At 45.1% G+C, this 13,429-nt stretch carries 15 protein-coding genes; 3 read left to right on the forward strand and 12 right to left on the reverse strand.

Annotated elements, in window-relative coordinates; all coding sequences use genetic code 11:
• Window positions 1-3: 3 nt before the first annotated feature.
• Together bioC and bioD are read left to right on the forward strand one after the other, a co-directional pair.
• On the forward strand, window positions 4-915 hold the full coding sequence (gene bioC, locus PSU78_RS13220; RefSeq protein ID WP_300388763.1) for a malonyl-ACP O-methyltransferase BioC: 912 nt from the start codon (window positions 4-6) through the stop codon (window positions 913-915).
• Window positions 916-983: 68 nt separating this feature from the next.
• Window positions 984-1,628 carry a dethiobiotin synthase gene (bioD, locus tag PSU78_RS13225; RefSeq protein ID WP_300388765.1) on the forward strand — a complete coding sequence of 215 codons (645 nt, stop codon included), beginning with the start codon at window positions 984-986 and terminating at the stop codon, window positions 1,626-1,628.
• Window positions 1,629-2,070: 442 nt separating this feature from the next.
• On the opposite strand, the gene PSU78_RS13230 is transcribed toward bioD, so the two are convergent.
• The 8 genes from PSU78_RS13230 to leuS all read right to left on the reverse strand — a co-directional run bounded on the left by PSU78_RS13230 (window position 2,071) and on the right by leuS (window position 10,466).
• Window positions 2,071-2,658, reverse strand: a complete 588-nt coding sequence (locus PSU78_RS13230) for a hypothetical protein (protein WP_300388767.1) — start codon at window positions 2,656-2,658, stop codon at window positions 2,071-2,073.
• A gap of 38 nt (window positions 2,659-2,696) precedes the next feature.
• Window positions 2,697-2,834, reverse strand: a complete 138-nt coding sequence (locus tag PSU78_RS13235) for a hypothetical protein (protein ID WP_300388769.1) — start codon at window positions 2,832-2,834, stop codon at window positions 2,697-2,699.
• Window positions 2,831-4,405, reverse strand: coding sequence for a M48 family metalloprotease (locus PSU78_RS13240; protein WP_300388771.1), 1,575 nt, complete (start codon window positions 4,403-4,405; stop codon window positions 2,831-2,833). Before PSU78_RS13240 ends, PSU78_RS13235 begins: the two co-directional genes overlap by 4 nt.
• 99 nt (window positions 4,406-4,504) lie before the next feature.
• Window positions 4,505-5,158, reverse strand: a complete 654-nt coding sequence (nadD, locus tag PSU78_RS13245) for a nicotinate-nucleotide adenylyltransferase (RefSeq protein WP_300388773.1) — start codon at window positions 5,156-5,158, stop codon at window positions 4,505-4,507.
• An 11-nt stretch (window positions 5,159-5,169) separates the two neighbouring features.
• A complete protein-coding gene (locus PSU78_RS13250; protein ID WP_300388774.1) occupies window positions 5,170-6,426 on the reverse strand; it encodes a glutamate-5-semialdehyde dehydrogenase in 1,257 nt (418 codons plus the stop codon).
• A 32-nt stretch (window positions 6,427-6,458) separates the two neighbouring features.
• Window positions 6,459-7,472, reverse strand: a complete 1,014-nt coding sequence (gene holA / locus PSU78_RS13255; RefSeq protein WP_300388776.1) for a DNA polymerase III subunit delta — start codon at window positions 7,470-7,472, stop codon at window positions 6,459-6,461.
• 9 nt (window positions 7,473-7,481) lie between these two features.
• A complete protein-coding gene (gene lptE / locus PSU78_RS13260) occupies window positions 7,482-7,979 on the reverse strand; it encodes an LPS assembly lipoprotein LptE (RefSeq protein WP_300388778.1) in 498 nt (165 codons plus the stop codon).
• A 3-nt stretch (window positions 7,980-7,982) separates the two neighbouring features.
• Window positions 7,983-10,466, reverse strand: a complete 2,484-nt coding sequence (gene leuS, locus PSU78_RS13265; RefSeq protein WP_300388780.1) for a leucine--tRNA ligase — start codon at window positions 10,464-10,466, stop codon at window positions 7,983-7,985.
• 226 nt (window positions 10,467-10,692) lie between these two features.
• Between leuS and PSU78_RS13270 the strand changes: the two genes are divergently transcribed.
• Window positions 10,693-10,923, forward strand: coding sequence for a hypothetical protein (locus PSU78_RS13270; protein WP_300388782.1), 231 nt, complete (start codon window positions 10,693-10,695; stop codon window positions 10,921-10,923).
• Window positions 10,924-10,966: 43 nt separating this feature from the next.
• Here the strand turns inward: PSU78_RS13270 and PSU78_RS13275 are convergent, their stop codons facing one another.
• The 4 genes from PSU78_RS13275 to rsmA form a co-directional block, all read right to left on the reverse strand.
• A complete protein-coding gene (locus PSU78_RS13275; RefSeq protein WP_300388784.1) occupies window positions 10,967-11,422 on the reverse strand; it encodes a hypothetical protein in 456 nt (151 codons plus the stop codon).
• A 21-nt stretch (window positions 11,423-11,443) separates the two neighbouring features.
• Window positions 11,444-11,779, reverse strand: a complete 336-nt coding sequence (locus tag PSU78_RS13280) for an SWIM zinc finger domain-containing protein (RefSeq protein ID WP_300388786.1) — start codon at window positions 11,777-11,779, stop codon at window positions 11,444-11,446.
• Between the two features lie 54 nt (window positions 11,780-11,833).
• Window positions 11,834-12,487, reverse strand: coding sequence for an adenylate kinase (gene adk / locus PSU78_RS13285; RefSeq protein WP_300388788.1), 654 nt, complete (start codon window positions 12,485-12,487; stop codon window positions 11,834-11,836).
• Between the two features lie 152 nt (window positions 12,488-12,639).
• Window positions 12,640-13,425 carry a 16S rRNA (adenine(1518)-N(6)/adenine(1519)-N(6))-dimethyltransferase RsmA gene (rsmA, locus tag PSU78_RS13290; protein ID WP_300388789.1) on the reverse strand — a complete coding sequence of 262 codons (786 nt, stop codon included), beginning with the start codon at window positions 13,423-13,425 and terminating at the stop codon, window positions 12,640-12,642.
• Window positions 13,426-13,429: the final 4 nt, after the last annotated feature.

The following is a 13,429-nucleotide window of genomic DNA, read 5'->3' on the forward strand; positions in this document are numbered from 1 at the left end:
TATATGGATGCAAAAGTAAACGATAGTTACCACATTGATAAAGCGCGCGCGCGCGCTTCATTTGGCCGTGCCGCCAATACTTATGATGCCGCTGCAATATTGCAGAAACAAGTGCGAGAAGAAATGCTCAGCCGGCTAGATTTAGTAAAGTTAACCCCACACACCATATTAGACGCGGGTTGTGGCACAGGGTTGGCTAGCCATGCGTTGCAAAAACGTTTTGCAAAATCCCAAGTGATTTCACTGGATTTTGCGTTACCTATGCTGCAAAAAACGCGCAGTACCAATCCAAATAATGGCTTAATCGGTCAAGTGAAGAGCATGCTCGGTGGTGCTACACAAAATCTATTGTGTGCGGATATTGAAGCACTGCCTTTGGCCAACGCCAGTGTTGGTTTGGTATGGTCAAATTTGGCGATTCAATGGTGCAATGATTTAGATGCGGCTTTGCAAGAGTTTCATCGCGTATTGCAGCCAGAAAGCTTATTGATGTTTAGCACCTTTGGGCCCGATACGCTCAAAGAGCTACGCGTTGCCACTAGCGGGCAAAATGGCACGACCAGTGTGAGTAGATTTCTCGATATGCACGACATTGGTGATGCAATGGTACGTGCTGGTTTTAGTGCGCCTGTGCTAGATGTAGAGCGATTCACCCTGACTTACGATGATGTTAAAAGCGTCATGCGTGATTTAAAAAGCATAGGCGCGCATAACGCCACGGATGGGCGTGCGCGTGGCCTACTTGGTCGCGGCTTCCTACAGAACTTAGAAGCGAACTACGAGCAATTTCGAGTAGATGGGAAACTGCCGGCTACATTTGAAGTCGTCTACGGGCATGCTTGGCGTGGCGCAGATAAACCGAAATTTGATGATGGCGTTTCACCCATCATCTTTAAGAGTAGGAGCGGCTTTTAGCCGCGAATCGTGCGTACACTTACCATCATTTCGCGGCTGAAAGCCGCTCCTACAAAAACAATATCACCATGAAAAGTTACTTTGTCATTGGTACGGATACCAACGTAGGTAAAACTTATGTGGCAAGTGCTTTAGTGAAACACTTTGTGGCGCAGGGTCTAAAAACGGTTGGTATGAAGCCTGTTGCTTCTGGGTGTGAGTTGAACGATAAAAACGAGCTTATTAACGAAGATGTCACTGCTTTAATTTCAGCGAGCAATATTAATGCTGAGTTAAATTTAGTGAATCCCTATCGTTTTTCACCTGCTATCGCACCGCATATTGCCGCCGAACAGGCAGGTGTTGAAATTGACCTAGCAGTGATAGCCCGAGCTTATGAGAAGTTAAAAGACTTAGCCGAAGTTGTGATTATTGAAGGCGCGGGTGGCTTTTGCGTACCTTTAAACAAGACAGAAACCTTGGCGGACTTAGCTGTACAACTCAATATCCCAATGATTTTAGTGGTGGGCATGCGGTTGGGATGCATTAACCATGCACTATTAACAGTAGAAGCTATTCAAGCGCGTGGTTTGAAATTAGCAGGTTGGGTTGCGAACGAGATAGAACCTAACTTTTCGATGTTTGAAGAGAATTTAGTTAGCTTACAGCAACGTATTACGGCGCCATGTTTGAGTGTTGTGAAGTGGGAAAGTAGCGCGCAATTTAAGTTTTGAAAGCGCAAAAAGCATTTGAGAAATCTCGTGTCTTTGCAAACCTAACCAAGAGTAGCTTCCGTCATTATTCGTCATTCCGACGTAGGTCGGAATCTAGTGACTTCGAATTTTAGGTTGTAGCATATTGGTGGCTTGTCGCTTTCGCGCGACTGACGAGATTCTTTCTTTTGCTTAGCCAAAAGAAAGAAACCAAAGAAAAAGCTACCCCCTCCCGCTTGTTTCCTGAGTTGTTTAGCCTTAATGGGCATCAAGCAGAAACTCGCTCCGCTCAAACAGACGCTTGACGAAATCCCCCATTAAACCTAAACAACTCAGGCGCGGTAGCAGGGGATTGGGTGGTTGATACGTAATTTGGTAGGGTGGGCAAAGTTTTTATTGCCCACGCGGTTACAGATTTTGATAATTAAGATACGTGGGCAAACAAGTTGCCCACCCTACTTGGCTAAAACCCCTTTTGTATTTGCCTCATTGCTTTATTATGTGCTTCGGCACACACTTTTCCATCAATCGATTGTGACTCTTGCAAAAGTTGAAGGTTAGAATAGTCCATTGTAATACTGCTGAATGTAATTTCAAAAGCTAACTCCATGTTCTTAAATAACCATGAATAGCGTGACATACCACCAATTTCCAAGGATTTCGAGGGGTCACCATACTTGGTTTTTAACTGGTCATTAAATTGTTCAAAATTTCCTGATAATTCATAGGTTAATTCCATGAGAACACCATTTAAGAACCATACTTTTGTTGCGGTCACACCTTGAATGTTAACACCATTGAGAAAGTAGCCTTCAACATAAGGGTTTAAAGTGTCGCCACATATTCTTCGGTTTCCACTATTAGTAATTGTACCACCTTCTTTTTTTAAGATAATTAAGGCTTCTTCTATCGTTGTTTTACCAAATACGAGACCTAATGGTGTTGGGTCATCTGCTTTTTCTGCTGTTTTTTTATTTCCGGCAGTTGCTATTGCTGAGAGTGATAAAGCCAAGCATAAAATAATGGCTTTCGTATATGTTTTTTTTAGCATTTTATTTCCTTTTTATGACACATGTTAAATTTACAACCTCAATGCACAATAGCCAAGTAGCGTGGGCAGATTTCTGCCCACGCGGATACTGGGGTTTCCGAAGTTGTAACGCGTGGGCAACGAATTGCCCACCCTACTTTGCTAGTAGGCTGACTTAACTCAATGCGCTTAATCATTGAGCCAACTCCGCCGCTTCAACCACTACTTTATATAGCTGCAGTTCTTGTTGAGTTGTAATGCGCACGCCATTTACAGCTACTTGCCCACGCTTGTTCGAAGCAATTCCACCACTAACCAACATAGGCTGACTTTGGGCAATGGCGCGACCAGTTTTTGCATCGTATTGAACCACTCTCACTTGTACGTGGTTAACGGCGAGTGGTGTTGGGTTGGCGACTACGGCGAATAGATTCCCGTAGTTATCCGCTTGCGCTGCTGCTTGTAGATATTTTGCAGGGTGTTGCGGTAAATCTAAACGTACATATTCTGCACTAGATTGTTTGCCAATTTCAGAGTTAGAGTCTGCTGCAACCGCATAGTTTTTAAGTGCGCCTTGCATATCGCCGCGCTCTTCTGCCATTTTACCTAGCAGAAAGTGGCTAGGCGCTGTGGGTAATAAGGTATTGCTTTTTGCGAGATATTGTTCAGCCTCAGCTTTGCGTCCCAAGTCGAACAAGGCAATGCCGCCTTGCACATGCGGTTTAAAGTAGTCGGGCTGCATTTGAATAGCTTTGTTGTAGTAAGTTAAGGCTTCGGCAGGTTTCTTTTGGGATAAGGCAATGTCACCAAGCAACTCTTGAAAGCGTGCTTCACGAGGCTCGCCAGCAATTGCCTGCTTAGCCATTGTAGTGGCTTTTACTGTATCTTTTGCAGCGAGCGCTTTTACACCTTCATCATAAGCTTTATAAGCTGCTTGCGTTGACTTTAACTTGTTTACTTTTTGCGCGTAGATTTCTCTACCCCAATCGCCGCCAGCACCAATTCTTGCCAGTGTGGCTTTGTTGTCATTCACGCGAATTTCTGATGGCGGATGGCTGGCAAATAAACCATCAATAAAGCTACTTTTACGGTCAGCGCTTAATCGCACAAACGTTTCTTGCAATGTGACTGCTGCGGTAGGGTCGTAGCCCGCTCTTTTCATATACTCCATGCCGTATAAATCCGCCTCACTTTCGGCATCGCGTCCGTACTTACTGGTGGCAAGTTGCGCGCCAACTTGAGCGCCACCTACAATTAAATTCGCATAATCAGTATTTTGCGCGCCTATGCCAACGGCAATCATCGCACCTTGCATGAAAATGCCGCGCTCCATACTTTTTGCACCGTGACGTGCAGCGGCATGCACCATTTCATGCCCCATCACAGCGGCGAGTTCGGCCTCGCTATTTAACTCATAAAGCAAGCCACGATTAAACGCGATTTTGCCACCAGGCATCGCCCAAGCATTGGGTACGGAATCATTTAACACTGTGTATTCATAAGGCAGCTTTCGGTCGGAAACGGCAGCAAGCTTATTGCCTACGCTTTGCACATAAGCAGTCAGTTCAGGGTCTATGATGTAATCGCCGCCTTGAGATTGTCTTGCAGGGCCGTAGTTTTGCGCGCCCATTGAGATTTCTTGCGATTCTGAAACTAGTTGAAACTCTTTTTTATGCGTTACTGGGTTAGTGCCGCAGGCAGTGACGAGCAAGCTGATTGCTGCTACTAACATTAGTCTTAAGCATTTAGAGCGTGACTGTTTCAACATGAGAGTTCCCTTGAGATGATGACTTTTAACACTATTCGAAGCAAAGCGTAAAAATGTAAGTGCGTTAATAGTGCTTATCAGGCGGTTGGTAAAATATGATTAAGCTGAAACCGTGCTATATAGTTGCTTAGCAGCAATATAATTCAATACGTTTTCTGGCATTAAATAACGCGCAGAATGCTTGAGTTGTAAGGCTTGGCGTATGGCCGTAGAAGATATTTCCAGTGGGGTAATCGCTTGCATCGTGATTAGGCCAGCGCTAGTATCATGCAAATCGTCCGCATGTTCTGTGTAATGATTGTGCAAGAAAGTTTCTAACTCTTTGGTTAACACATCTTTATTGGTAGGCGCAGGTCTCTGCACCAAGGCAATGTGGCATAGTTTGATAATCTCTTGCCAGCGATGCCATGTATTAAACTTGGTAAAAGCATCGCTACCCATGATTAATATCAAGCTTACATCATTGCCAAGTTCACTGCGCAAGCTTTCTAAAGTGTATATTGTGTATGAGGCGCCAAGTCTACTTAACTCTCGACCATCAAATTGAAATTGTGGGTTATCAGCAATGGCCAATTGCACCATGGCGGTGCGGTGTTCTGCAGAAACTAGCGGTAGTGGTTTGTGAGGGGGATTGGCTGATGGTATGAATTTTACGGTGTTCAAACTTAGTAATTCAGCCAGCTCTTGCGCCATACGCAAATGACCGAAATGAATGGGGTTAAACGTGCCCCCCAACAAGCCTATCGTTTGCACTTTTAGACCTTTTAAGCTCTTACGTGACCGTCGCCAAACACCACATACTTAAGCGAGGTTAAGCCATCTAAACCAACAGGGCCACGTGCGTGTAGTTTGTCTGTGGATATGCCAATTTCAGCACCCAAGCCATATTCAAAACCATCTGCAAAGCGAGTGGATGCGTTCACCATCACGCTGCTAGAATCTACTTCACGCAGGAATCGACGTGCTTTGGTGTAGTTTTCCGTCACAATCACTTCGGTATGTTGGCTTGAATGCTGGTTAATGTGTGCAATCGCTTCATCTAAACCGTCGACCACTTTACAAGAGATAATGGCTGCTAAATATTCAGTGTAATAGTCTTCTTCTGTCGCTGCTATTGCTTTATTAACAAGAGCACAAGTTTCCGCACAACCTCGAATTTCAACACCGTGTGAAGTCAACATATCAGCCAGTTTTGGCAACATTTCTTTAGCCACAGAGCGCGCAACTAATAGTGATTCAGCCGTGTTACAAGTGCCTAAACGTTGCGTTTTGCTGTTTTCAAGAATGCGTAGCGCTTTATCAAAATCGGCATCATCATCCACATACACATGGCAATTACCATCTAAATGCTTAATCACTGGAATACGCGCATCGTTAGAAATTCGCTCAATTAGACCTTTGCCACCACGAGGCACAATCACATCTACATATTGCTTCATGGTGATCAATTCGCCTACGGCAGCGCGGTCAGTTGTTTTCACTACTTGCACGGCAGACGTTGGCAAGCCAGCCGCAGCCAAGCCTTCATGTACCAGTTTTGCCAAAGCTTGGTTACAATGAATCGCTTCAGAGCCACCACGTAAAATTGCTGCATTGCCAGATTTAATGCAAAGCCCAGCAGCATCCACAGTTACATTGGGGCGGGCTTCGTAAATAATACCAATCACGCCAAGGGGCACGCGCATTTTGCCAATTTGTATTCCACTCGGGCGATATTTAAAGTCGGTCATTTCGCCGATTGGATCTGCCAAGCTGGCGATTTGGTTTAGGCCTTCCACCATGGTATTGATCGATTTCTCAGTGATGGCAAGCCTATCCAACATGGCGTCATCAAGACCAGCAGCACGTGCTGCATCTAAATCTAGCTTGTTCGCAGCGAGCAGGGCTGTTTTTTCACGCAAAATTGCCTTGGCAATATGCGTAAGGGCTAGATTTTTAACATTGGTATCGGCACTCGCCATTAAACGAGAGGCTTTGCGGGCTTCAACACCCATGTTTTGCATGTAATTTTTAATGTCCATAAGCGATTATACTTTTTTATTGTGATGATGTACTAACGTGAGCGCACGCGCGCTAGCCCAAAACAAAGTCGTGAAATTTCCAGCCAAGCATCACCCAGCATCACACCTTTGGCAGTTTTATCAATATCGGCCAGTTTTTGCAAAGCAGCTTCCAGTTGCTTCAGGTTTAATCTAGCCAAGGCGCGTTTCACTAAAGCTTGCTTATCGCCATAAATACGGGCGTTGGTCATGGCGTTCATGATATTTTCACCACGCATTTCGGCTTGCTTGATGCGTACTAGAGGACGCAGCACCCACATGAGTGGACTCATCACAGCAACGGCATTTTCGCCTTCGTCTTGTAGACCTTGCAGTATGCGCACAGTTCTTGCCGCGTCACCTGCTAACACCGCTTCACCTAATTGAAATGCATCGTATCGCGAAACGTTTAGCACAGCCTCGCGCACAGTCGCATCGCTTAATTCGCCTTGCGGATATAGCAAGCCTAGCTTTTGCACTTCTTGATTAGCGGCTAGCAAATTACCTTCTACCTGATGCGCTAAAAACTCTAAGGTTTGCTGGCTGGTGTGCTGACCTTGCAATGCCAGCCTGTTGGCAATCCATTTTGGCAGGTTCGCCGCGTCAACTTCGTTTAAAGAGAGGGTGACCGCGTTTTTCTCTAGTGCGCTATACCATGCACTATTAGCAGCATCGCGCTCTAATTTTGGCAGAATAATCACCACGCAAGTGTCGGGAATCGCTTTGTTGGCTAAAGCTTGTATTGCTTTGCCGCCATCCACACCAGGTTTGCCAGAAGGGATATTGATTTCTAATAAACGCTGACTAGCAAACAGTGAGATGGATTGCCCATAAGATTGAATTTGCTCCCACTTAAAATAGCGCTCAACCGTTAAACTGGTCCGCTCATCATAACCTTGCGCGCGGGCGGCGGCTCTAATCGCATCTAGGCTTTCACGTTGCGCAAGTGGCTCATCGCCCACTAAAATGTAAAGCGGCTTTAAGCTTTGTGCGAGGTGTTTTTCTAAGTGCGCTAATGCTAATTGCATGTGAAGTTTTTATTTGGCGGTTGGCCTAATGGCCGTTAATCGACGCAACATTTCGCGCACTGCATCATTGTGCATATCAAGATTCAGCCTAGCTTCTTCTTCAGCTTTACCAAGCAAGGCACTATCGTTATATGAATAGTTGCGGCGCGTTTGCACGGTTTGTGGCTGGCTCCAAGTTGGGCTAGCTGGCGCACGCGTTCTAAAGCTGGCGCGATAGTTTAGTTCGTATTCGCGCACTACACCCGTTCCACTCAAGGATAGAATCCGTTTTTCGTTGGTTTCACTCAATAATTCAAGTAGCAGATCGGCTTCCTCTGCGCTACCCACCACTTGAATACCGTTAGTCTTTAGAGATTTTTTCAAATCCTTTGAAATGCTCAAAGGCGCACCTTGAATATACAATTTCTTGAAAGATAAATCGGCCACGCCACGCAGCTGGTAGCCACAGGCAGAAAGTGCTAGCGCAAATAAAAATACAACACTGAAACGGCGTACGATGCTTTGCATAACTTACCCCACAACCACGTTAATGAGTTTATTTGGCACGACAATCACTTTGCGAACTGACATGTTTTCTTCAATGAATTTTTGCACGAAAGGCTGCAGCAAAGCTAATTTCTCTAGTGCATCTTTCGTTTCAGTTTTCGCGACTTGGATGCTGCCACGCAACTTACCATTCACCTGAATCACGTATTCTACGCTATCTTGCACCATAGCAGATTGATCTGCCACTGGCCAACCAGCTTCCAAAATATGACTTTGTGGACACAACTCAGCCCAAATCGCTTGGCAAATATGCGGCACGATAGGCGATAGCAATAACGCCACATTTTGCAATACTTCTTGACGCACGCTACGAGTGACATCATCCGTGCCTTCAAGCTTCGCTAAAGCATTCATCATTTCCATCACCGATGAAATCGCCGTGTTAAAGCTATGGCGACGACCATAATCATCAGCCACTTTTTCAATGGTGCTATGCAATTGCAAGCGAATCGCTTTAAGTTCAGCCGATAAATCACCTGTTGTGTAAGCCGCGACTTGACCTAATTCAAGGTGGTCATGCTTGTGATCGTATACCGCTTTCCATAATCTGCGTAAAAAGCGATTTGCACCTTCCACACCGCTGTCAGCCCACTCTAAGCTTTGCTCAGGTGGCGCAGCAAACATCATGAATAAACGAGCAGTATCTGCACCGTAAGTATCAATCAACTCTTGCGGATCAACCGTGTTGCCTTTAGATTTACTCATTTTTGTGCCGTCTTTCAGCACCATACCTTGTGTGAGTAAGTTTGTGAAAGGCTCATCGTTCTTAATCAAACCAACATCACGCATCAACTTGTTAAAGAAGCGTGCGTAAAGTAAATGCAAAATCGCATGTTCAATACCGCCTACATATTGGTCTACAGGCAACCAATAGTTCGCGCGTTCATCAGCCATCGCAGTTGTGCTATCAAAGCTCGCATAACGCGCGAAGTACCATGAAGATTCAAAAAACGTATCTAAAGTATCAGTCTCACGCGTGGCTTTACCATTACAAGTAGGGCAAGTAGTTTCATAAAAACTTGGATCTTTTTTAATTGGTGAGCCAACGCCATCCATTACCACATCTTCAGGTAACACCACTGGCAGTTGTTCAGCAGGTACTGGTACTTCACCGCATTTTTCGCAGTGAACGATAGGAATAGGGCAGCCCCAATAGCGTTGGCGTGAAACGCCCCAATCGCGAAGGCGATATTGCGTGCGACGTTTACCAAGGTTTTTTGCAGATAAGGCAGTAGCAATCGCTGCACTCGCCGCATCAAAATCTAAGCCGTCAAATTCAGATGAATCAAATAACACGCCGTGTTCTGTCATAGGTAAAACATCAGCGTCAGTATTTTTAATCACAGCTTTAATCGGCAAGTTGTATTTACCCGCAAACTCAAAATCGCGTTCATCATGTGCTGGTACCGCCATCACAGCGCCTTCACCATAGCTCGCTAATACATAGTTAGCCACCCACACTGGCAACTGCTCGCCATTCAATGGGTGTGTTACAAATAAACCTGTGGCCATGCCTTTTTTCTCGGCAGTTGCAACGTCGGCTTCTGCCACGCTACCGCGTTTACACTCTGCGATAAAGTCAGCTAATACAGGATTGTTTTGCGCGGCTTGTGTTGCTAAAGCATGTTCTGCCGCAACAGCCACGTAAGTCGCGCCCATTAAGGTATCTGGGCGTGTGGTGTACACTTTTAGCGTTGCACCCTCACCCCAGCCCTCTCCCTGAGAGGGAGAGGGGGTAGTTAGAGGGAACTCCACTTCGCAACCAAAGCTTTTACCAATCCAGTTGCGTTGCATGGTTTTTACTTGCTCAGGCCAGCCATCCAGCTTATCTAAATCGTTTAGCAACTCTTCAGCGTAAGCCGTAATCTTCATAAAGTATTGAGGAATATCGCGCTTTTCAACCATCGCGCCACTGCGCCAGCCGCGACCATCAATCACTTGTTCATTCGCAAGAACAGTGCCATCCACTGGATCCCAGTTTACGGTAGAAGTTTTTTTGTAGATAAGCCCTTTTTTGAACAACTCAGTAAATAACCATTGTTCCCATTTGTAATATTCAGGCTTACAAGTAGCGATTTCACGGTTCCAATCCACACCTAAACCCAACTGTTTAAGCTGGGTTTTCATGTGTTCTATGTTTTCATACGTCCATTTTGCAGGGGCAGTATTGTTTTTAATCGCAGCATTTTCAGCAGGCAAGCCAAACGCGTCCCAACCCATTGGTTGCATCACGTTAAAGCCTTTCATTTTATGAAAACGGCTTAATACATCGCCAATCGTGTAGTTACGAACATGTCCCATGTGCAGGCGGCCGCTAGGGTAAGGAAACATAGACAAACAGTAATATTTTGGTTTATCAGATTGTTCTGTAGCGGCGAAGGTTTGGTTTGCCTCCCAGTAAGTTTGGGCAGATTGTTCGACTTCTTTGAAAGGATATTGCTGTTGCATGAGGGTAGCTTAAGTGTTTATTTGGATGCGTAATTATACATTGCGGGGGGGCAATAAGCGAAGGGCATTGCACCTAAGTGAATTCCCATAAGGCACAATGCCTTTCAGTAATTCCGCCTCAAGCGGGCTTGTCGTCATTCTCGCGCACGCGGGAATCCATTTTGAATTTTGGGTTTATGAGTATTGGAGGCTTGTCGCTTTCGCGCGACTTGCGAGTTTCTTTCTTTTGCTTAGCCAAAAGAAAGAAACCAAAGAAAAGGCTACCCCCTTCCGCTTGTTTCCTGAGTTGTTTAGTCTTAATGGGCGTCAAGCGGAAACTCGCTTCGCTCAGACAGCCGCCAGACGAAATCCCCCATTAAGCCTAAACAACTCAGGCGCGGCAGCAGGGGATTGGGTGGTTGATGCGAGATTTTGTAGGGTGGGCAAAGTTTTTATTGCCCACGCGGTACAGATTTAGGTAATTGAGATACGTGGGCAAACAAGTTGCCCACCCTACTTGGCTACACAGGCTTATATGAGCCGTGTATTAGAAGTTCCAGAAATTGCATTTGTGTACATGAGTGTTCACCTTGCTTAGTAAAAGAGTTGTCGGATGCAGCATACTCTGTGTAAGCTACACCTCCTTGATACATTTCTTTTTTTTCAGCATCCCAACCCATAGGGTTAGCTAAGTTAACTTGCACAGTTCTACTTCCGTCTCTCGAGTGAATGGAGTCACCATTTTTAAACGCTAAAATGGCACCCTGTGTCCAGACTAGATATGATTTCTTATCCTTTTTTCGCTCTTCGTATTTTATATCCAGTGCGGCTCGAAAGGCATACGGAACTTTGAAAGCCCAAAAGTCATTGTTAAGTGAGTTTTCGCCATTTTGATGAGTTATTTTGGGTACAATTAAATCTGTTTTTCTTTTGGCTTTAACTGCCCACATAGATTTCAAATGTTCCAGCTCGTCCATAAAACTCCTGAATTGCTCTGATTAGGCTCGCATTGCTTTTGCGAGCGCTTTTTTTGTAGAAGATAGCTCATTCTTTACCTTTTCAACTTCAGCCTCAAGATGGCGCATTTTCAGCAAAATCTTTTCAATATCTGTTCCAAATAGCCAAGACTGTACGATTTTTACATCAGCTCCATTGGAGCTAACTATATTTTCTTGATTACCATCAAGAATAGAAAGGCGATGCTTACACGTCATTCCATTCTCACCAGCAGGGCAGGAGCAGTATGCGGATAGTCCACTTTTTGAGCTTCTGAGAAATTTTACCTCATAGGGTTCTATACCTGAACCCTGAACTTTAAAAGTTACTCCTTCCAATTCAGAACTCCTTTAACAGTCAGTTTTGACCACAAACGAAATATAAAATTTAGCCTAAACCAAAGCCGCAAAAATATTAGCCTTAATCGTTTCCAACTCACCCAAACCATTAATTTTTACATGTTTCGGTGCGCCAACTGAACCACTTTTTGCCCAGCTGCCATAGTATTCAACTAAGGGTTCTGTTTGGTCGTGGTATTCCACTAAGCGTTTATTCACTACGTCTGGTGCTTCATCTGCGCGTTGTACTAGGTCTTCGCCAGTGATGTCGTCTTTGCCTTCTACTTTTGGTGGGTTGAATTTTACATGGTAGGTGCGGCCGCTGGCTGGGTGGCTGCGACGACCTGTCATTCTCTCCATAATCGCGCTGTCTGGTACGTCGATTTCTACTACGTAATCAATTGTGACGCCTGCGTTTTTCATCGCTTCAGCTTGTGGAATGGTGCGTGGAAAGCCGTCGAATAAGAAGCCGTTTGCACAATCTGCTTCTTTAATGCGCTCGTTTACCATGCCGATAATTACTGCATCTGGCACTAAACCTCCGCTGTCCATAAAGCTTTTTGCTTCTAAGCCTAATGGAGTGCCTGCTTTAACTGCGGCACGTAGCATGTCGCCTGTTGAAATTTGTGGAATGTTGAAGTGTTGTTTAATAAAGGTGGCTTGTGTGCCTTTGCCCGCGCCTGGTGCGCCTAAAAGAATAATTCGCAAAATATCTCTCCCGTGAGTAGTTAGGTTTATTTGAATTTTTTAAATTATAACAGCACTCTACTTAGCTAAGATTCGGAGGCTGTCAAAATTTTATTGTAGGAGCGACGCCCCGTCGCGATTTGCATCGTTGCATTCGCGATGGTACGTCGCTCCTACAGGGTGCTTAAATAATTTGCAATGGCGACAAAGTCTGAAACGGCTAAATTTTCTGCGCGTTGTTGTGAGTCAATATTGAGGGCAGTAAAGCCTTCGTCATTTAATAGCTCTTTGAGCGTATTGCGTAAGGTTTTACGACGTTGCCCAAATGCAGAGAGTACAACTTTTGCAAACATGGCTTCATCTTTTGCCACAAATGGCAGCACGGCATGAGGTACACAACGCACAAAAGCAGATTCTACTTTAGGTGCAGGTTCAAAAGCTTCTGGTGGTACGGTGATTAAATAATCCATTTGTAAGCGATACTGCAACATGACGCTAAGCCGCCCGTATGCTGCCGTAGACGGCGAAGCTACCATGCGCTCAACCACTTCTTTTTGCAGCATAAAGTGCATGTCGGTTATGGCACTTACGTTATCGAGCAGGTGAAATAGAATTGGCGTCGAGATGTTGTAAGGCAGATTGCCTGTGACACGCAGATTTTTACCTAAGCTGGTGAAGTCAAATTTGAGCGCATCGGCATTGTGAATGTCGATGGCGTTGTTGGCGTAGGCTGGTTTGCCGTATTCTGTTTGCATCCAACTGATAATGTCACGGTCAACTTCTACTACATGCAAAAGTTTTAATCTTTGTAGTAATGGCTTGGTTAGCGCGCCTAAACCTGGACCAATCTCCACCATCAAGTCATCCGCTTTGGGTGAAATTGCTTCTACTAAGCTAGAAATTACGCCTTGGTCAGTCAGGAAGTTTTGGCCGAAGCGCTTTTTTGCAACGTGTTTCATGTGG

The sequence above is a fragment of the Methylotenera sp. genome (genome assembly GCF_029945705.1).
Classification (GTDB): Bacteria; Pseudomonadota; Gammaproteobacteria; order Burkholderiales; family Methylophilaceae; genus Methylotenera.